Genomic DNA, 18,095 nt, shown 5'->3' on the forward strand with positions numbered 1-18,095 from the left:
CAGGCTCGCCCCTATAATTCAGGGCGAGCCTGCTTTTTTTTATACAAGAACCCCCCTCTTCATCAAGGAAGAGGGGGGTATTTCATCATTTGATAGTTCAATAGATTAATGGACGGTTCTGAACACGCCAATCACTTTCCCTAGAATACTGACATTCTGTAAGATGATCGGTGCCATCGTTGGGTTTTCAGGCTGTAAGCGAATGTGAGTATTCTCTTTATAGAAACGTTTTACCGTAGCCTCATCATCTTCTGTCATCGCAACGACAATTTCCCCGTTGTTCGCTGTGTTTTGCTGTTTAACGATGACATAATCCCTATCGAGAATACCTGCATCAATCATACTGTCTCCCATAATCTCAAGCATAAACACATGCTCGTCTGGGGGAACCATACGGTCGGGAAGCGGAAAATATTCTTCAATATTTTCTACTGCTGTAATAGGAGATCCCGCCGTGACTTTCCCGATGACCGGTACATTAACGACCTGGCTTTGCGGAATGTCTACTTCTTCATCAAGAATTTCTATTGCTCTTGGTTTTGTCGGATCTCGTCTAATCAGCCCTTTTGTTTCCAAACGGGCCAAGTGGCCGTGGACAGTTGAGCTGGACGCAAGCCCGACAGCCTCTCCGATCTCTCTTACGGAAGGCGGATATCCTTTTGATTTAACCTCTGCTTTAATGAAACTGAGGATATCAAGTTGCCTTTTTGATAGCTTCGTCATTTTTCGCACCTCAAAACGTCGATTTTAAGAAGATTATAGCATGATTTTCCTGACAGTACAAACATAGGTTCGAAAAAAACAATTGACAGAAACATTTGTTCGTATATACTGAAGTTATAAAAAAGCGAACAAACATTCCTGTTGGAGGTTATGATCATGGGTAAAGAATCTATTATTTTTGTCGGTCTGTTCACAGTGATTTTGAGCGCGATTATCCTTTTGCTGTCATATACAAGCAGCGGCCAGGAGCTTGATCAGTATGTTAAAATAGAAGTCCAGCAAGGCGATACACTTTGGTCTATAGCTGACCAGGTAACAGATAAAAAGAAAATGAACAAACAAGATTTTATTGAATGGGTAGCTGATAAGAATTATCTTCAGACGACTGATATCCAGGCGGGAGATGAATTGGTGATTCCGTTGAAAAAAAAGCATCAGGATGCATATGAATTGGCAACTGTAAGATAGAGAGGAAAGATAGGAAAAATGAAAGCACTCATTTATGCCCGCGTAAGCACAAATAAAGAACAGCAGGAGACGTCATTAAAGCGGCAGGAGGAGGAGCTTACGGCCATTGCGGCCGAGAACGGTATGGAAGTCGTCAAAGTGATTTCCGAAAAAGCAAGCGGATATGAAATGGATCGGGATGGTGTATTTGGGCTGCTTGATGAGATCAAGAATTTTGAAATTGATGTCATTTTGGTTCAGGATGAAACTAGGCTCGGACGGGGAAATGCAAAAATCGCACTGCTTCATTGCATCTATAGAGAAGGTGTGAAAGTCTATACAACCGCTCACAAAGGCGAACTGGAGTTATCGGAGGCTGATTCGATGGTGCTGGAGATCGTCAGCATTGTGGAAGAGTACCAGCGGAAAATTCACAACATGAAAATCAAGCGGGGCATGAAACGTGCAGTGAAAAACGGTTTTAAACCGCAAAAAAACCTGAAAAACCAACATGAAAACAGCGGAAAAGAAAGAATAGAGGTGCCCATCTCAGAAATTGTCCGCTTAAGGGCGAATAAACTGACGTTCTCAGAAATTGCGGCTACGCTCAGAGGGTTTGGCTATGATGTGTCTAAAGCGACAGTCCACCGGCGGTTTCAGGAATACATAGAGAATGATGATACAGCCGATTGAATCAGTTGTAAAACTCTTTTTGATCTAGTAGTATATAGGCAAAATGCAATAAAGGAGTTTAACATGATTTCAAACGAAAAAATTGCCAGAATTAATGAACTTGCTGCCAAGGCCAAAGCTGGCGTTATAACAGAAGAAGAAAAAGCCGAACAGCAAAAGCTTCGTCAAGAGTACCTGAAAGGTTTTCGCTCTTCTATGAAAAACACTTTAAAAAGTGTGAAAATCATTGACCCAGAAGGCAATGATGTTACACCAGAAAAACTTAAAAAAGAAAAAAGACATAATAAACTTCACTAATATAGGAGGAATACGGCAATAACGTATTCCTCTTTTGCATATACTATAAGCAAAACTTTTATGTTACAAATTTCAACAAGTTTCTCTCAATTTTAAGCTGAAACAGTTGAGAAAAAGTCGTCAGACATTTATGATGTAAGGGTACAACACATAAGGAAGGGGATTATTATGGATACAATTGAAAAGAAATCGGTTGCTACCATTCGCACACTCTCAATAGACGCTATTGAAAAAGCAAATTCTGGTCACCCAGGTATGCCAATGGGGACAGCTCCAATGGCATACACACTATGGACAAAATTTTTGAACGTAAGTCCGTCAAACCCTGGCTGGTTTAACCGTGACCGTTTTGTTTTATCTGCCGGACATGGATCAGCACTTTTATACAGCATGCTTCATTTAAGCGGGTTTGATTTGAGCATCGAAGATCTTAAGGGATTCCGCCAGTGGGGCAGCAAAACACCTGGACATCCGGAATTCGGACATACTGCCGGTGTTGATGCGACAACAGGTCCGCTCGGCCAGGGAATTGCCATGGCTGTCGGAATGGCTATCGCTGAACGCCATTTAGCGGAAACTTACAACCGCGATTCATTTAACGTAGTCGATCATTATACATACAGTATCTGCGGTGATGGTGATTTAATGGAAGGTATTTCTTCTGAAGCAGCTTCACTTGCAGGCCACCTTCAGCTTGGCCGTCTGATCGTATTATACGATTCTAATGATATTTCTCTTGATGGAGATCTCGACCGTTCATTCTCTGAAAATGTGAAGCAGCGTTTTGAAGCAATGAATTGGGAAGTTCTATATGTTGAGGATGGAAACAATATTGAAGAATTAACAGCGGCTATTGAAAAAGCACGCCAAAATGAAAAGAAACCTACATTAATCGAAGTGAAAACAACGATCGGATTTGGTTCACCTAACCGTGCCGGCACATCCGGTGTTCACGGTGCTCCGCTTGGTAAAGAGGAAAGCAAATTAACAAAAGAAGCATACGCGTGGACGTATGAAGAAGATTTTTACGTTCCTTCAGAAGTTTATGAGCATTTCGCTGAAGCGGTTAAAGAGTCAGGCGAGAAAAAGGAACAAGAATGGAATGCCCAATTCAATAAATATAAAGAAGTTTATCCTGAACTTGCTGAACAGCTTGAACTGGCAATCAAAGGAGAGCTTCCGAATGATTGGGATCAAGAGGTTCCTGTTTATGAAAAAGGAAGCAGCTTGGCATCCCGTGCATCTTCCGGTGAAGTTCTTAACGGACTTGCGAAAAAAATTCCTTTCTTTGTTGGAGGATCTGCTGACCTGGCGGGTTCAAACAAAACAACAATTAAAAATGAAGGTGATTTTACAGCGGTTGATTACTCAGGCAAGAACTTCTGGTTTGGTGTTCGTGAATTTGCGATGGGTGCAGCATTAAATGGCATGGCGCTCCATGGCGGACTTCGTGTATTCGGCGGGACTTTCTTCGTCTTCTCTGACTACCTGCGTCCGGCGATTCGCCTTGCAGCATTAATGGGTCTTCCTGTCACATATGTCTTCACACATGACAGTATTGCGGTTGGTGAAGACGGCCCGACACACGAGCCTGTTGAACAGCTTGCTTCACTCCGTGCAATGCCTAATCTTTCCTTGATCCGTCCTGCAGATGGCAATGAGACAGCGGCAGCATGGAAGCTCGCGGTGCAAAGCACTGAACAGCCAACAGCGCTAGTATTGACACGCCAAAACCTTCCGACAATTGACCAAACATCTGAAGAAGCATTGGCAGGAGTAGAAAAAGGTGCGTATGTCGTTTCTAAACCTAAAAACGAAACACCTGACGCTCTTCTCATCGCTTCAGGCTCTGAGGTAGGTCTTGCGATTGAAGCGCAGGCTGAATTGGCAAAAGAAAATATCGATGTTTCTGTTGTCAGCATGCCATCAATGGACCGTTTTGACAAACAATCAATTGAATATAAGAACGCCGTCCTTCCTGCAGATGTGAAAAAACGTCTTGCAATTGAAATGGGCGCATCATTCGGATGGGGCAAATACACAGGACTTGAGGGAGATGTGCTCGGCATAGACCGCTTCGGTGCATCCGCTCCTGGTGAAACCATCATCAATGAATACGGCTTCTCAGTTCCAAACGTAGTGAACCGAGTCAAAGCACTACTCAATAAGTAAGTCTTTCAAAGAGGATGAGTCAAATCATCCTCTTTTTCTTGTATATCCGACAAAAATAGTATTGGCTGTTTAACAGTAATAGACAATTCTTTCTTTTCTTCTTTTGTATAATAGAGTGCAAATCACTTGCTGCTGAAAAGGGGATGAAAAGATGGAACGTCACTACTATACGTACCTGATAAAAGAGGAATTTGCCAACCACTATTTCGGACGGGAATCGATTATATTTGAGCTGTTTCAAGACTATCATTGGACAAGCCTAACAAAGCAGCGGTATGAAATGACAGAGAAACAGATTCAATATATTACACAGCCAATCCCGATTTTACATATGCATCAGCGGTTAAAAATGAATTTAAGCAATGTGGATTACAGGCAGCTGGATTATATTTATAGATTAGCTTTGCCAAAAGCAAAAGGCCACGCGACGTTAATGATGAAAGAGAACATGATAGAAATTGTGGCTTCGGGACATTACGAGGCAGAAACGATTTTCTTTGAAGTGTTGAGAAAAATAAGTCCGTGCTTTCTGGCAATGGATTTCAATTCGAAGCGTTATGGATGGCTAAATCCGGTGAAAGAAAGAAATTTTGTCTAAAACCGAAGAAAAAGAGATGTAAATGTTGTATAATAGCTTTTGGTTTAGTACACTTTAAACTAGACAACATGAAGGAGGAAATAAAATGACTTTATGGGTTGGCATCCTAGTGGGCGTTGTTGCATTGCTCATAGGTGTTGCACTCGGGTTTTTTATTGCTCGTAAATATATGATGAGCTATCTTAAAAAGAATCCGCCTATTAATGAACAAATGTTACGCATGATGATGATGCAAATGGGAATGAAACCTTCTCAAAAGAAAATCAATCAAATGATGAAAGCCATGAATAATCAAACGAAATAATACGTAAAGATTATGATATAGAGAAACATGGTTATAAAATAAAAACCCTTAACGGGTTTTTATTTTGCAATCATTCGTCACCCGCTACTGCTCGAAGGCGCTGCTTTTGATATTGTATGAGAAGATGGTCAAGCTCCTGACTGAGCTCTATCGTAATATGAGATGTCATTCCGTTCGCCATGACAATTTGCAGCAGCTCTGCTCTTTTTTTTTCGATTTCATTTAATAGATGCTCTTTAATCACAGGGATGTATCCTTTCATACATTAGATCTTCAAAGTGAATGTTTATATTATATCCATTTTTATACTAATTTTCAAATGAGAAGGAGTACAATATCTCAATGTCAAATTAAATTATATAAGTTTTTTCTAAAAATAGAAATCCTTCAAGTGAAAGTGTTAAAAAAATGAAATGATTTTGTCATTTGAAGGAGTGTCAAATCGTGAAGGGATGATGACATGGGAGACGTGAATTATTTTTTGACATTCGGAGCGGGATTTTTATCTTTTATTTCGCCTTGCTGCCTGCCGCTTTATCCAGCTTTCTTGTCATATATTACAGGGGTCAGCATGGATGATGTGAAAACAGAAAAGCTGCTGCTCCAGAGAAGAAGCTTGTTTCATACTTTGTGTTTTTTGCTTGGTTTTTCAGTCATTTTTATTGCTTTAGGCTATGGAACATCGTTTATTGGCAGCCTGTTTAGGGATTATCACGATGCGATTCGGCAAATTGGCGCGTTGCTTATTATTTTGTTCGGTTTCATTACACTTGGCGTGTTCCGGCCTGAGGCGATGATGAAAGAGCGGAGAATCCATTTTAAGCATAAGCCAGGCGGGTTTTTAGGTTCCATCTTAATCGGAATGGCATTTGCGGCGGGATGGACGCCATGTACCGGTCCGATATTAGCGGCCGTTATCACGCTTGCAAACACAAATCCAGACTCAGCGGTGCCGTACATGATGTTATATGTACTCGGTTTTGCTCTTCCGTTTCTTTTAATGTCTTTTTTTATCACAAAGCTGAAATGGATAAGAAAGAACCAGCTTTTGATCATGAAAGCAGGCGGCGTCTTGATGATTGTGATCGGGGTGCTATTATTCTTCAATTGGATGAGCCTGATCATTATTTTGCTGTCGGATCTATTTGGAGGATTTACTGGTTTTTGAGATAAATTACTTTCGCACTACTACTCATGCTGTTGTTTTTGGTACAATAAGACTATTATCTATGGAAATCGAGTTTTGGAGGGGAATATGACAAGAGTTTTAGTTGTAGACGACGCCAAGTTCATGAGAGTGAAACTCAGAGAGATCTTGGAAGAGGCAAATTACATAATCGCAGGCGAAGCGGCGGACGGCGAGCAAGCAGCGAACCTGTATAAAACACTGCGGCCAGACATCGTGACAATGGATGTTACAATGCCAGTGAAAAATGGCATTAAGTCGCTTCGTGATATCTTAACCTTCGATCCAAAAGCGAAGGTTATCATGTGCACCGCTATGCGCCAGCAAAGAATTGTAACGGAAGCGATTGAACTAGGGGCAAAAGATTTTATTGTCAAGCCGTTTGAGGAAACAAAAGTGCTAGAAGCTGTCAGCCGTGTTATGGGACATTAACGTCATTTCTTTTCAAATGGTTTTTTTTATTGTTTTGGAGTATAGTATATAGTATCAACACTCCTAGAAATAAAGGAATGATAAATATGATGATTATAGTTTCATCGATCCTTGCTGTGTTAATGGCTGTAGCTGTGATGGTGGTCAGAATAAAGTCTTCTGATAAGCCCGTTTCGCCGAAAAAGATCATTCTTCCGCCGATTTTTATGAGCACGGGGGCGTTAATGTTTTTATTTCCGGTATTTTGGGTAACTGGAGCAGAATTTTTAGAATCAATCACTTTAGGCGTGATTTTCTCTATTTTTCTCATTAAAACGTCTAAATTTGAAATTAAAAATAATGAAATTTACATGAAACGCTCGAAAGCATTTGTATTTATATTGGTCGGCCTTTTGGTGATCAGAATCGTCATGAAATCGATCTTGAGCACATCAATTGATTACGGCGCCCTGAGCGGAATGTTCTGGATTCTGGCTTTCGGTATGATTGTGCCATGGAGAATCGCCATGTACTTGTCATACCGAAAACTTCATAATGAGCTGCAGTCAGCTAATATTCAAATGCATTAAAAAACCTTTCCTCTATTCAGGAAAGGTTTCAGATAGATGACAAAGTCCTAAAACGTTTTTTGTTTTAGGACTTTGTCATCTTTTCAGCGTGATTGAAAACCCTTGAAGTCTAGGAAGGACGAGCATTGGAGCGGAGCGAATGTTATGATTCGTGAGCACCAACGCGCAGGACTGACAACGAATGCGAGGGTTTGTCGACACGCTGAAACCTTTCCTCCAGGAAAGGTTTTTATTTAAGAAGAGCTTGATATGGTTCGAGATCAATTTTTTTGTCTCTCAGATGTCTTTTTAAGAAGGTGTGGTCTCTTTTAGGAGTTGCGAGAATATAGCCTCTGATCATAAGCTGCTGATCAATCTTTGCTGCCTTTTCTTTTAATACAAGCTCACCGATTTTACCCGCGATTTTGGCTTTTGCTGCATCTCTGAACAGCTCCGGAACCGGAGAAACCAATTCATTAAGAAATTGTTTGTTTTCATTGCTCCACAGGTCCCTGCTCTTTTCGATATAGTAATCCTGCCAATCGAGCTCTGACCTGCCGTCTTCTTTTGGCAAACGCTTTAAAAACTTTCGAAACATAAAAAAGCCGCCGATTGATAATAAGACAACCATCGTGATCACCCAAAACAGAATAAACCACAAAAACCAGCCTTCCAGCATCAATCATACCCCCTTATTCTAACCATATTGTATACGAAGAGAGATTAGAAGAACACAGGAAAAAAAGAATAGAAAAAAGTGATAGACGTCTAGTCAAAAGAGATAGTAGATCATACTCTATTGTATAGTGAATCTGCTATTTGGCCATGGGAGAGGCACTAGAGGGTATTTGACGATAAACGGACGGAAAAAAAGTCACTTTCATAATAGGGGATGAAAGTGACTTTTTATGTTAGCTAAGAGGAAATTGAAGAGAAAAAGAAGAATCCTTTTCTGTTTCTTTATTAACGGCAACTGTGAGTATTTGGTTTTCGCATTCAGTTTGAATGGTTTTGTCATGTAAATAAAAAGGAAGCATCATTTGTTTTTCAAAGGTCTGTCCTGATGATTTAACCTTTAAGATGAACTCGCATCCAGACAGGGTAATGGTTACTTGTGTCGGCTGCAAGAAAGTCAAATCCGCTTCGATAATATATTGCTGACTTGTTTCATATAAATCAATAGGCAATGTTTCGTCGTACCAGGCGAAGGGATCTTCAAAGAATATCCGAAGCCATTCATCCATACTATCGAAATCATTAGCGTCATTACGTTTCGAATGGGTCATGGAAGCATTCCTCCACATATCAACCTTGCTTTCCATCATATGCGGCGGATCAGAAATGGGTGAACACATAAAAAAACAGACACTGAGGTCTGCTTTTTTTACATATCGTGGCTTGAATTGTGCTTCTGTCTGGTATGGTTCCGGTTCTTCACTTTTTTGCTTCCGCTAAGTGGCTCCGGCTGGCCTGGATTGTGTCCTTTAGGGGCGTTCTTATGCATATCTTTACTAGTATTTTTATTGGTCATAAAATGAGAACCTCCTGAAAAGAGTTCGTTGTTATTGATTGGTTTTTCTTTTCTTATTATTTTGGCGTTCCGCTTCAGTCAGTACAAGCTGGTCGTTTTCGACGTAGCCGGCGCCTTTGCCTTGGCTTTTTGCGTCATTCATTCCGTTAATGACGTGATTCGCTTTTCTTTTGACCACCATTATCACCTCCGTCATAATATGGCTTCTTTTGTTGCGTTCTATGAGAGATCATAAACAGCAATAATTACCGGTACATTTGTCCGATAAGGCCAACTTATTGTATTTGATAAAAACATTGATATTTACTTATGTATGATTTTGTTTTAATATGAAATTGTGAGAAAATTGTGATGGAATTTACGTTCATCTGAGAATGATCTGATCTGAAGGGGGATTTTGGAGAATGGCAAACGAGCAAAAAACTGCGGCAAAAGACGTTTTCCAAGCGAGAAAAACGTTTACTACAAATGGGAAAACATATCATTATTACTCTTTAAAAGCATTGGAAGATGCAGGGGTCGGGAAGGTTTCGAAGCTTCCTTATTCCATCAAAGTTCTTTTAGAATCTGTATTGCGTCAAGTTGACGGATTCGTGATCAAACAAGAACATGTGGAAAATTTGGCAAAATGGGGAACTGCCGAATTAAAGGAAATCGACGTTCCGTTTAAACCATCTCGTGTTATTTTACAAGACTTTACAGGGGTTCCGGCGGTAGTAGACCTCGCTTCACTGCGTAAAGCGATGGCAGCCGTCGGGGGAGATCCTGATAAAATCAATCCTGAAATTCCTGTTGATCTTGTTATCGACCACTCTGTACAGGTTGATAAAGCCGGCACGGAAGATTCGTTAGCGATTAACATGGACTTAGAATTCGAAAGAAATGCAGAGCGCTACAAATTTTTGAGCTGGGCAAAGAAAGCGTTTAATAATTATCAGGCAGTGCCGCCTGCAACAGGTATCGTCCACCAGGTAAACCTTGAGTTCCTGGCAAGTGTCGTCCATGCCATTGAAGAAGACGGCGAGCTTGTCACGTATCCTGATACGCTTGTCGGAACAGATTCACATACAACAATGATTAACGGTATCGGTGTTCTCGGATGGGGTGTCGGCGGAATTGAGGCTGAAGCGGGAATGCTTGGACAGCCTTCTTACTTCCCTGTTCCTGAGGTAATCGGCGCGAAACTTGTCGGAAAGCTTCCGAACGGAACAACGGCTACTGACTTGGCGTTAAAAGTGACCCAGGTGCTGCGTGAAAAAGGTGTTGTCGGCAAGTTTGTTGAATTCTTCGGACCGGGAGTTGCTGAATTGCCGCTTGCAGACCGTGCAACAATTGCGAACATGGCTCCGGAGTACGGGGCGACATGTGGATTCTTCCCAGTGGATGAAGAAGCGCTCAACTACATGCGCCTGACAGGCCGCGATCCTGAACATATTGATGTCGTCGAAGCATATTGCAGAAGCAATGGCTTGTTCTACACTCCTGATGCGGAAGAACCTTCATTTACTGATGTGGTTGAAATTGACCTGTCTCAAATTGAAGCAAACTTATCAGGTCCAAAGCGCCCTCAGGATTTAATCCCGCTTTCTGCTATGCAGGAAACGTTCAAAAAACATTTGGTCAGCCCTGCGGGTAACCAAGGATTCGGTTTACAAGCTGAAGAAGAAGACAAAGAAATTCAGTTTAAACTCCTTAACGGTGAAGAAACAATGATGAAAACGGGTGCGATTGCCATTGCCGCAATTACAAGCTGTACGAATACATCAAACCCGTACGTTCTGATCGGAGCCGGACTCGTGGCGAAAAAAGCGGTTGAATTAGGGCTTAAGGTGCCTAATTACGTGAAAACGTCACTTGCACCGGGTTCTAAAGTCGTTACAGGATATCTTGTGAATTCAGGCCTTCTTCCATATATGAAAGAGCTTGGTTTTAACCTTGTTGGGTATGGATGTACAACATGTATCGGAAACTCAGGTCCGCTTTCACCAGAAATCGAAGAAGCGGTTGCGAAAAACGATCTTCTGATTACATCGGTCCTATCCGGAAACCGTAACTTTGAAGGACGTATTCACCCGCTTGTTAAAGGCAACTATCTTGCTTCTCCGCCGCTTGTTGTGGCATACGCGCTGGCTGGAACGGTGAATATTAACCTGAAAACCGATCCGATCGGTGTGGGCAAAGATGGTCAAAACGTCTACTTTAACGATATTTGGCCGTCAATGGACGAAATCAATTCACTTGTTAAGCAAACTGTGACACCTGAGCTCTTCCGCAAAGAGTATGAAACGGTATTTGACGACAACAAGCGCTGGAATGAAATTGAAACGACAGATGAAGCGTTATATAAATGGGATAATGAGTCAACATACATTCAGAACCCGCCATTCTTCGAAGAAATGTCTGTTGAACCAGGCAAGGTTGAACCATTGAAAGGTATGCGTGTTGTCGGTAAATTTGGCGATTCCGTCACAACGGACCATATTTCTCCTGCGGGGGCAATCGGAAAAGACACGCCTGCCGGTAAGTACTTGCAAGAGAAAGGGGTTTCTCCTCGTGACTTTAACTCCTACGGCTCCCGCCGCGGAAACCATGAAGTCATGATGAGAGGAACATTTGCCAACATCCGCATCAAAAACCAAATCGCGCCGGGTACCGAAGGCGGATTTACAACGTACTGGCCGACTGGTGAAGTAGCATCAATCTATGATGCGTGCATGAGATACAAAGAAGATAAAACCGGTCTTGTCGTATTAGCTGGAAAAGACTACGGTATGGGATCTTCGCGTGACTGGGCGGCAAAAGGAACAAATCTTCTCGGCATCAGAACAGTTATTGCTGAGAGCTTTGAAAGAATTCACAGAAGCAACCTCGTATTCATGGGTGTGCTGCCGCTTCAGTTTAAACAAGGTGAAAATGCGGAAACTCTCGGCTTAACCGGTAAAGAAGTGATCGAGGTAGATGTTGATGAAAGCGTACGTCCTCGTGATATCGTTACGGTAAGAGCGATTGATGAAGATGGAAATGTAAAAACATTTAAAGCACTTGTCCGCTTTGATAGTGAAGTTGAAATTGATTACTATCGCCATGGCGGCATCCTGCAAATGGTGCTTCGTGAAAAAATGAAACAGTCCTGATGAATTGATAGGAAGAGAAGGCATGTCGCTTTCTCTTCTTTTTATGACAAAGTGTGCTGCGGAGGTGGCATATGATGAAAAAATGGCTCGCAGGGATCTTGCTCATTGTGCTTGCCGGTTATACGGGGTGGAATTTGTATCAAACATACAGCAAAAAAGAAGTCGGAATTGAAGAGGGACAGCAAGCACCCGATTTTTCTTTGAAAACGTTATCAGGAGAGAGAAGCTCTTTACAAGACACAAAAGGCAAAAAAGTCCTCCTTAATTTTTGGGCAACTTGGTGTAAACCTTGCCGTCAGGAAATGCCAGCGATGGAACAGCTGCAAAAAGAACACGCTGACGAACTATCAGTTGTTGCGGTTAATTTCACTTCAGCTGAGAAAAGCGAGAAACAGGTTCAGGCATTTGCTGATACGTATGAATTAACATTTCCTATTCTGATTGATAAAAAAGGGATCAATGCTGACTATAACGTGATGTCATACCCAACAACATATATCTTAGATGAAAATGGCATGATTCAAGACATCCATATCGGCACCATGACAAAAAAAGAAATGAAACAAAAACTGGATCTTGATTAGATTCAGTTTTTTTATGTTCAGGTATGCTTACAAGTTTTCAGAATTGGAAAAAATAAATGAATATGCGGAGGTGAGAAGAGTGAAGAAGATGAGAAAGCGTTCGTTTCATGAGCTCGTCATGGAAAACAAAAAAGAGCTGATGACCAATACAGAGTATTTACATCAGCTTGAAGAAAAGCTTGAACAGCGATTTAAGCAAAAATAACCTTTAAATTGTATTCATGTTTACCCCTCCTTTTGAGAATCCTATCTATTGAGGAGGGATAAACATGGGAAACAACAAGAAAAACGGTCAGCCTCAATTTGCTCCAAGCCACTTGGGTACGAAGCCTGTAAAATATAGAGCCAATAAAGGGGAAAAAATGCAGGATAAGTCCGGACAGCAGCCGATCATCATGCAGACAAAAGGCGAGTAACGCGAATCGAGTATATATTTAGGAGGTTCATCCACATGACAAAAAACCGAAATCAATATCAGCACCCTAATCCTGATGATCGTTCTGATAATGTAGAAAAACTGCAGGATATGGTTCAAAATACAATCGAAAACATGGAAGAAGCAGAAGCATCAATGGAATTTGCTTCAGGAGACGACAAGCAGCACATCAAAGAAAAAAATGCTAGACGCGAACAGAGCATTGAAGCGTTTCGCAATGAAATTCAAGACGAATCCGCAGCGAGACAAAACGGATACCGTTCATAAAAACCAGGGAAACCTGGTTTTTTTCTTTCTGATTTGATTATGGTAAAATGAGGCTAAATTGACGTTAAGGGAGCAGAGTAATCTTGCAGGTATCAAAAAAAGAAATAGAAGTGCGTTATGCAGAAACAGATCAAATGGGGATTGTCTATCACGCAAATTATCTTGTGTGGATGGAGGTCGGCAGAACGGCTCTCATTAAAGATTTAGGCTTTTTGTACAGTGATATGGAAAAGAGAGGCGTTCTCTCACCAGTCGTTGATATCAATATTTCCTATAAAAAGCCGCTTCATTACGGAGAAACCGCGGTTGTGCATACATGGATAGAGGAATACAACGGGTTTAAAACCGTCTATGGTTATCATATTTATAATCCGGCCGGTGAGCTTTCTATAGAAGCCACCTCATCTCATATTTGTGTGGATAAAGAAAGCTTTAAGCCTATTCAGTTCCGTAAAGCTTTTCCTGATTGGCACGCAGCATATGAAAAGGCCAGAAAATAGGGAAGTGAACGAAATATGGCGTTTGGTGTGAAGCGGGAGGAACTCAACCGGTGGAAACAAGCAGTGAAAAGAGGAGACATCGCATTTTTAACACATTACTGGCTGGATGACCGGTTCCCGGAAGCAAAGACTGTGACAAAAGCAGGCTGTGCAGATATTGATAAGCTGATTCAATGGGGAGCGGCGTACGGTTTAAAAAAAGAATGGATACATAAAAAAAGTGAATTTCCTCACTTTGATTTGCTGGGTGAAACACAGAAGTATATCTTGGAACAAGAGAACCTGACCGATCATCTTAAAAGATTTCATTTATAAAAAAAGGAACGCACGTGATGTGCGTTCCTTTTTTATTGGTATTCAAAAACCGGTTCGTCAGCGTCCTCTGAGTAGCTGACTAGAAGGTCGTGGTTATCGAAGTACCATAGATCACTCTCTTCAATAAAGAAGGTAATGCCGCCGGCTTCTGCAGTGGCTCCAGCCTCTTGTGGAGCATCTTTCGCCACACCGAGGGAAAACCCCTTTTGTACATTGCTGCAGCCGCCGTAGCGGACGAAAAAGCGAACCTGGTCTCCGCTTTCTAAATCAAGCTCTTCTTTATACCAGTTCAGTGCGTCTTCTTTAATTGTCATATTCATAACAGAACACCCCTTTGTTCTTCTTTTGAATTTTCTCTATTATAAACGTATTAGGCTATTCTGTGTCAAAAGAGAAGGTTTTTACGTTTATAACCACTTTACTTTAGGTTCTGTTTTATTGATAATTCGTTTAATGTTCGCCCGGTGTCTGTATATCACAAAAATAGTGAGCAGGGTAACAACAATCAATAAATACTTGTCATGGACAAAGAGACTATATATCACAGTATAGATTCCTGTTAACATCGATGACAGGGAAACAAATTTAGTCAAGTATAAAAAGATGAAAAATACCGCGACCATCGTGATAAATAACAAAGGTGCGTAAAATAGCAAAACGCCTCCGGACGTTGCCACGGCTTTGCCGCCTTTAAATTTGGCGAAAATAGGAAACACATGGCCTAAAACTGCAAACACTCCTGCAAGAAGCGGATGAATATCAACATGCATGAGATGAGGCAATGCAGTTGCCAGCGTCCCTTTCAATATATCTCCGGCGATGACGACGGAACCAGCTTTTACGCCCAGCGTACGGAATGCGTTGGTTGCGCCTAGGTTGCCGCTGCCGTGTTCCCGAATATCGATTCCCTTGGCAAGCTTGCCCACAATTAAGCCAGATGGAATGCTGCCTATCAGGTAGGCCAAAATAATCAATAAAGCAATTAACATCTACATTTCTCCTTTTTCAAAGTCCCTTCTTTTTATTTTAACACGAGATGTCATGATCTGATGACAAGTTTTTTGTAAAGTTTGCTTACAAATCCACACAAACATACATCATCTTTTGATTTCTTTCATTTTGATCGTGTAAAATAGATAAAAAAGGAGTGGTACAGGATGCAAAACCCTACCAAAGCGGAAATAAAAGAGATTCTTGATAGAAGCAAGCGAATAGCGGTAGTCGGGCTTTCAGACCGGCCGGATAGAACGTCTCATATGGTTTCAAAAGCGATGCAGGATGCGGGCTATGACATCATTCCTGTCAACCCGACAATTGATGAGGCGCTTGGTGTCAAAGCCGTCTCTTCTTTAAAAGAGATTGACGGTCCTGTTGACATCGTCAATGTATTCCGGCGCTCAGAACAGCTGCCAGGCGTTGCGGAAGAGTTTTTGGAGACAGATGCTCCGGTATTTTGGGCACAGCAAGGGCTGGTCAACGACGAAGCTTACAAGATGCTAAAGGAAAAAGACAGAACCGTTATCATGGATCTGTGCATAAAAGTGGCGCACGCAGTAACAAAATAGGTGCAGAACTGCAAAAATCCTTGTGAATTCAAGGATTTTTGCTTTTTAATTTTAAGATATTGTTTGCGTATTGCGATGAAACAGATACAATAAAGCTTGAACAGCTTTTTTTGAATACCTTGTCTAACTGGGTTTCGACCGTTCAATTTGTGAAGGTCTGCTGCTTTATATATAATAAACAAACATACGTTCTCATGGTGTGAAAACAGCACTTACTGATGTTTTGCAAACTGATTCGTTGGCTTTATGTTGCGATCGCAAACATATTGGTTATAATGAGGAGTCCAAGCAGTACCGGCTTAAGATAAGGTTTTATAAAACATATTTTATACAATTGATGCGCAACACTGAAAAAAAGAGAAAGACAATGTAGTTTTTGAAAGGGGTTTGTACGTTTGGCTAGAAAACAGCAATTTGATTACAACGAAGATGCCATACAGGTGCTCGAAGGCCTTGAGGCCGTCAGGAAAAGGCCGGGTATGTATATTGGTTCTACTGACGCGCGGGGCTTGCACCACTTGGTTTATGAAATCGTAGATAACTCTGTCGACGAGGTGCTTGCGGGCCATGGAGATCACATCATCGTCAAAATACATAAAGACAACAGTATTTCCGTACAGGATAGAGGCCGCGGCATGCCAACTGGAATGCATAAGCTCGGCAAACCAACCCCTGAAGTGATTTTAACGGTGCTTCATGCCGGAGGAAAGTTCGGCCAAGGCGGCTATAAGACGAGCGGAGGGCTGCACGGAGTTGGTGCATCAGTCGTAAACGCTTTATCTGAATGGCTGACGGTAACCATTGAGCGGGACGGTTTCATTTATCAGCAGCGGTTTGAAAATGGAGGAAAACCGGTTACATCTCTCGAAAAAATCGGCAAAACAAAAAAGACAGGAACGCTTACGCATTTTAAGCCAGATCCAACGATGTTCAGTGCAACAACTTATAATTTTGAGACGCTTTCTGAGCGCTTAAGAGAATCTGCGTTTTTGTTAAAAGGATTAAAAATTGAGCTGATTGACGAGCGCAATGACCAGCATGAGGTCTTTTATTACGAAAACGGCATAGAAGCGTTTGTCGCTTACTTAAATGAAGAAAAAGACGCCTTGTCTGAAGTGGTTTCTTTTGAGGGGGAACATCATTCAATAGAAGTCGACTTTGCGTTCCAGTTTAATGACGGTTATTCTGAAAACATCTTGTCATTTGTAAACAACGTCAGAACAAAAGACGGCGGTACTCATGAGTCTGGTGCAAAAACAGCGATGACACGTGCATTTAATGAATATGCGAGAAAAGTGGCTTTGCTGAAAGAAAAAGATAAGAACCTTGAAGGAACGGATATAAGGGAAGGGCTTTCAGCCATTATCTCTGTCCGCATTCCCGAAGAGCTACTTCAATTTGAAGGACAAACAAAAGGAAAGCTAGGTACAAGTGAAGCGAGGTCAGCGGTTGATGCGATTGTTTCAGAGAAGCTTGCTTACTTTTTAGAGGAAAATCGGGATACCGCAACACTCCTTGTTAAAAAAGCCATCAAAGCGAGCCAGGCGCGCGAAGCGGCCCGCAAAGCCCGTGAAGAAGCAAGAAGCGGCAAAAAACGCAAAAAATCCGAAGCGACATTAAGCGGAAAGCTGACGCCTGCTGGTTCGAGAAACCCGGCAAAAAATGAGTTGTATCTTGTTGAGGGAGATTCTGCAGGCGGATCAGCCAAACAGGGGAGAGACCGCAGATTTCAAGCGGTTCTGCCTTTACGCGGTAAAGTCATTAATACGGAAAAAGCGAAACTTGCTGATATATTTAAAAATGAAGAGATCAATACGATCATTCATGCGATCGGCGGCGGAGTTGGAGCGGATTTCTCAATCGATGACATCAACTACGACAAAATCATCATTATGACCGACGCTGATACGGATGGCGCTCATATCCAAGTGCTGCTTCTCACCTTTTTCTATCGCTATATGAAGCCGCTTATTGAGCATGGCAAGGTGTTCATTGCGCTGCCTCCTTTATATAAGGTCAGCAAAGGAAGCGGGAAAAAGGAAATCATTGAATACGCATGGTCTGATGAAGAGATGGATGATGTCCTGAAAAAAGTTGGCAAAGGCTATACCATTCAGCGATACAAGGGTCTTGGAGAGATGAACGCAGACCAGCTGTGGGAGACAACGATGAATCCTGAGTCCCGCACGCTTGTAAGGGTTAAAATCGACGATGCGGCGCGCGTAGAGAGACGTGTGACGACGTTAATGGGAGACAAAGTGGAACCGCGCAGAAAGTGGATTGAGAAAAACGTCGCTTTCGGCTTAGATGAAGAAAGCAATATTTTAGAAAATGAAAATTTATCGGTCGCTGAGGAGGTTTAA

The 18,095-nt window shown here is 41.8% G+C and carries 26 protein-coding genes; 18 read left to right on the forward strand and 8 right to left on the reverse strand.

Going from position 1 to position 18,095, the window contains the following annotated elements; all coding sequences use genetic code 11:
- Positions 1-105: 105 nt before the first annotated feature.
- Complete coding sequence (gene lexA, locus SC79_RS04605; protein ID WP_039074065.1) at positions 106-723, reverse strand: transcriptional repressor LexA; 618 nt, start codon at positions 721-723, stop codon at positions 106-108.
- 150 nt (positions 724-873) lie between these two features.
- Here lexA and yneA point away from each other — a divergent pair, with 150 nt between their 5' ends.
- From yneA to SC79_RS04635, 6 genes are all read left to right on the forward strand, one after another.
- Positions 874-1,191: a cell division suppressor protein YneA gene (gene yneA, locus SC79_RS04610; protein WP_082022543.1), complete on the forward strand. Its 318-nt coding sequence runs from the start codon at positions 874-876 to the stop codon at positions 1,189-1,191.
- Positions 1,192-1,209: 18 nt separating this feature from the next.
- The gene (locus tag SC79_RS04615; protein ID WP_039074067.1) at positions 1,210-1,863 is read left to right on the forward strand and encodes a YneB family resolvase-like protein; all 654 of its coding nucleotides are present in this window, start codon (positions 1,210-1,212) and stop codon (positions 1,861-1,863) included.
- Positions 1,864-1,926: 63 nt separating this feature from the next.
- Complete coding sequence (locus tag SC79_RS04620) at positions 1,927-2,160, forward strand: DUF896 domain-containing protein (RefSeq protein ID WP_039074068.1); 234 nt, start codon at positions 1,927-1,929, stop codon at positions 2,158-2,160.
- A 168-nt stretch (positions 2,161-2,328) separates the two neighbouring features.
- Positions 2,329-4,332, forward strand: a complete 2,004-nt coding sequence (gene tkt, locus SC79_RS04625) for a transketolase (protein WP_039074069.1) — start codon at positions 2,329-2,331, stop codon at positions 4,330-4,332.
- Positions 4,333-4,483: 151 nt separating this feature from the next.
- On the forward strand, positions 4,484-4,930 hold the full coding sequence (gene sirA, locus SC79_RS04630; protein ID WP_039074070.1) for a sporulation inhibitor of replication protein SirA: 447 nt from the start codon (positions 4,484-4,486) through the stop codon (positions 4,928-4,930).
- Positions 4,931-5,015: 85 nt separating this feature from the next.
- The gene (locus tag SC79_RS04635; RefSeq protein ID WP_003221221.1) at positions 5,016-5,234 is read left to right on the forward strand and encodes a YneF family protein; all 219 of its coding nucleotides are present in this window, start codon (positions 5,016-5,018) and stop codon (positions 5,232-5,234) included.
- 70 nt (positions 5,235-5,304) lie between these two features.
- On the opposite strand, the gene ynzD is transcribed toward SC79_RS04635, so the two are convergent.
- Positions 5,305-5,478 carry an aspartyl-phosphate phosphatase YnzD gene (gene ynzD / locus SC79_RS04640; RefSeq protein WP_082022560.1) on the reverse strand — a complete coding sequence of 58 codons (174 nt, stop codon included), beginning with the start codon at positions 5,476-5,478 and terminating at the stop codon, positions 5,305-5,307.
- Positions 5,479-5,694: 216 nt separating this feature from the next.
- Between ynzD and ccdA the strand changes: the two genes are divergently transcribed.
- The 3 genes from ccdA (at position 5,695) to SC79_RS04655 (ending at position 7,421) form a co-directional block, all read left to right on the forward strand.
- Complete coding sequence (ccdA, locus tag SC79_RS04645; protein WP_010328596.1) at positions 5,695-6,402, forward strand: cytochrome c-type biogenesis protein CcdA; 708 nt, start codon at positions 5,695-5,697, stop codon at positions 6,400-6,402.
- A gap of 87 nt (positions 6,403-6,489) precedes the next feature.
- Positions 6,490-6,852, forward strand: coding sequence for a response regulator (locus SC79_RS04650; protein WP_010328597.1), 363 nt, complete (start codon positions 6,490-6,492; stop codon positions 6,850-6,852).
- Positions 6,853-6,929: 77 nt separating this feature from the next.
- Complete coding sequence (locus tag SC79_RS04655) at positions 6,930-7,421, forward strand: CcdC family protein (RefSeq protein WP_082022544.1); 492 nt, start codon at positions 6,930-6,932, stop codon at positions 7,419-7,421.
- A gap of 229 nt (positions 7,422-7,650) precedes the next feature.
- Here SC79_RS04655 and SC79_RS04660 read toward each other — a convergent pair whose 3' ends face one another.
- The 4 genes from SC79_RS04660 to sspO form a co-directional block, all read right to left on the reverse strand.
- Complete coding sequence (locus SC79_RS04660; RefSeq protein ID WP_039074073.1) at positions 7,651-8,079, reverse strand: DUF2621 domain-containing protein; 429 nt, start codon at positions 8,077-8,079, stop codon at positions 7,651-7,653.
- 232 nt (positions 8,080-8,311) lie between these two features.
- A complete protein-coding gene (cotM, locus tag SC79_RS04665) occupies positions 8,312-8,704 on the reverse strand; it encodes an outer spore coat protein CotM (protein ID WP_082022562.1) in 393 nt (130 codons plus the stop codon).
- Positions 8,705-8,784: 80 nt separating this feature from the next.
- Complete coding sequence (locus tag SC79_RS04670; protein WP_003221237.1) at positions 8,785-8,931, reverse strand: small acid-soluble spore protein P; 147 nt, start codon at positions 8,929-8,931, stop codon at positions 8,785-8,787.
- Positions 8,932-8,962: 31 nt separating this feature from the next.
- Entirely contained in the window at positions 8,963-9,109 is a 147-nt protein-coding gene (sspO, locus tag SC79_RS04675) for an acid-soluble spore protein SspO (RefSeq protein WP_003221239.1), read from the reverse strand.
- 226 nt (positions 9,110-9,335) lie between these two features.
- On the opposite strand from sspO, the gene acnA reads away from it, so the two are divergent.
- From acnA to SC79_RS04705, 7 genes are all read left to right on the forward strand, one after another.
- Complete coding sequence (gene acnA, locus SC79_RS04680; protein WP_039074075.1) at positions 9,336-12,065, forward strand: aconitate hydratase AcnA; 2,730 nt, start codon at positions 9,336-9,338, stop codon at positions 12,063-12,065.
- A 71-nt stretch (positions 12,066-12,136) separates the two neighbouring features.
- Positions 12,137-12,649, forward strand: coding sequence for a redoxin domain-containing protein (locus SC79_RS04685; protein ID WP_039074076.1), 513 nt, complete (start codon positions 12,137-12,139; stop codon positions 12,647-12,649).
- A gap of 79 nt (positions 12,650-12,728) precedes the next feature.
- A complete protein-coding gene (locus SC79_RS19830) occupies positions 12,729-12,854 on the forward strand; it encodes an FbpB family small basic protein (RefSeq protein WP_003328742.1) in 126 nt (41 codons plus the stop codon).
- A 64-nt stretch (positions 12,855-12,918) separates the two neighbouring features.
- Positions 12,919-13,065, forward strand: a complete 147-nt coding sequence (locus tag SC79_RS04690) for an acid-soluble spore protein N (RefSeq protein ID WP_010328560.1) — start codon at positions 12,919-12,921, stop codon at positions 13,063-13,065.
- A 35-nt stretch (positions 13,066-13,100) separates the two neighbouring features.
- On the forward strand, positions 13,101-13,352 hold the full coding sequence (gene tlp, locus SC79_RS04695; RefSeq protein ID WP_039074077.1) for a small acid-soluble spore protein Tlp: 252 nt from the start codon (positions 13,101-13,103) through the stop codon (positions 13,350-13,352).
- A gap of 83 nt (positions 13,353-13,435) precedes the next feature.
- Entirely contained in the window at positions 13,436-13,852 is a 417-nt protein-coding gene (locus tag SC79_RS04700) for a YbgC/FadM family acyl-CoA thioesterase (RefSeq protein WP_010328562.1), read from the forward strand.
- 15 nt (positions 13,853-13,867) lie between these two features.
- The gene (locus tag SC79_RS04705; protein WP_039074078.1) at positions 13,868-14,167 is read left to right on the forward strand and encodes a hypothetical protein; all 300 of its coding nucleotides are present in this window, start codon (positions 13,868-13,870) and stop codon (positions 14,165-14,167) included.
- A 32-nt stretch (positions 14,168-14,199) separates the two neighbouring features.
- Here the strand turns inward: SC79_RS04705 and SC79_RS04710 are convergent, their stop codons facing one another.
- Entirely contained in the window at positions 14,200-14,487 is a 288-nt protein-coding gene (locus SC79_RS04710; RefSeq protein WP_010328564.1) for a HesB/YadR/YfhF family protein, read from the reverse strand.
- 87 nt (positions 14,488-14,574) lie between these two features.
- A complete protein-coding gene (plsY, locus tag SC79_RS04715; protein ID WP_010328565.1) occupies positions 14,575-15,156 on the reverse strand; it encodes a glycerol-3-phosphate 1-O-acyltransferase PlsY in 582 nt (193 codons plus the stop codon).
- Between the two features lie 168 nt (positions 15,157-15,324).
- Here plsY and SC79_RS04720 point away from each other — a divergent pair, with 168 nt between their 5' ends.
- Together SC79_RS04720 and parE are read left to right on the forward strand one after the other, a co-directional pair.
- Positions 15,325-15,732 carry a CoA-binding protein gene (locus tag SC79_RS04720; protein ID WP_010328566.1) on the forward strand — a complete coding sequence of 136 codons (408 nt, stop codon included), beginning with the start codon at positions 15,325-15,327 and terminating at the stop codon, positions 15,730-15,732.
- 395 nt (positions 15,733-16,127) lie between these two features.
- Entirely contained in the window at positions 16,128-18,095 is a 1,968-nt protein-coding gene (parE, locus tag SC79_RS04725; RefSeq protein WP_039074079.1) for a DNA topoisomerase IV subunit B, read from the forward strand.

This window comes from Bacillus sp. MSP13 (assembly GCF_000815295.1).
In the GTDB taxonomy this organism is placed as follows: domain Bacteria; phylum Bacillota; class Bacilli; order Bacillales; family Bacillaceae; genus Bacillus; species Bacillus vallismortis.